This window comes from Streptomyces sp. MK37H, assembly GCF_018035285.1.
GTDB classification, from domain to species: Bacteria; Actinomycetota; Actinomycetes; order Streptomycetales; family Streptomycetaceae; genus Streptomyces; species Streptomyces endocoffeicus.
This window is the reverse complement of sequence record NZ_JAAAYH010000888.1, coordinates 1-697: the sequence shown is the minus strand read 5'-3', so window position 1 is coordinate 697 and position 697 is coordinate 1. Positions and strand designations below refer to the sequence as shown.

Annotated in this window: 1 protein-coding gene; it reads right to left on the bottom strand. The window is 65.6% G+C overall.

Features of this window, described 5'->3' with window-relative positions:
* The coding region (locus tag GWI24_RS44625) for a beta-ketoacyl synthase N-terminal-like domain-containing protein (protein ID WP_210951698.1) at window positions 1-697 on the bottom strand (697 nt) is incomplete at both ends.

Genomic DNA, 697 nt, shown 5'->3' with positions numbered 1-697 from the left:
TGCAACGTACGCGGCAACACACCATGCCGCATCGACATGACGATCTTGATGATGCCCGCCACACCAGCCGCGGCCTGCGTATGCCCCATGTTCGACTTGATGGAACCCAGCAGCAACGGCCGCTCCCCATCCCGCTCCTGGCCATACGTCGCCATCAGCGCCTGCGCCTCAATCGGGTCACCCAGCGAGGTCCCCGTGCCATGCGCCTCCACCGCGTCCACCTCGGACGCCGACAGACCCGCATTCGCCAACGCCTGGCGAATCACCCGCTGCTGCGACGGACCATTCGGCGCCGTCAGACCATTCGACGCACCATCCTGGTTAATGGCGCTGCCACGCACCACCGCCAGCACCGGATGCCCGTTCTTCCGCGCATCCGACAGCCGCTCCACCAGCAGCATGCCCGCACCCTCGGACCAACCCGTACCATCCGCGCCCGCCGAGAACGCCTTGCACCGCCCATCAGCCGCCAACCCACGCTGACGACTGAACTCCACAAACGGCGCCGGAGTCGCCATCACCGTCACACCACCCGCAAGCGCCAGCGAACACTCACCGTTCCGCAACGCCTGAACCGCCAGATGCAACGCCACCAACGACGACGAACACGCCGTATCCACCGTGATCGTCGGCCCCTCAAGACCAAACGTGTACGCCAACCGACCCGAAATCACACTCGCCGCATTACCCGTACCGA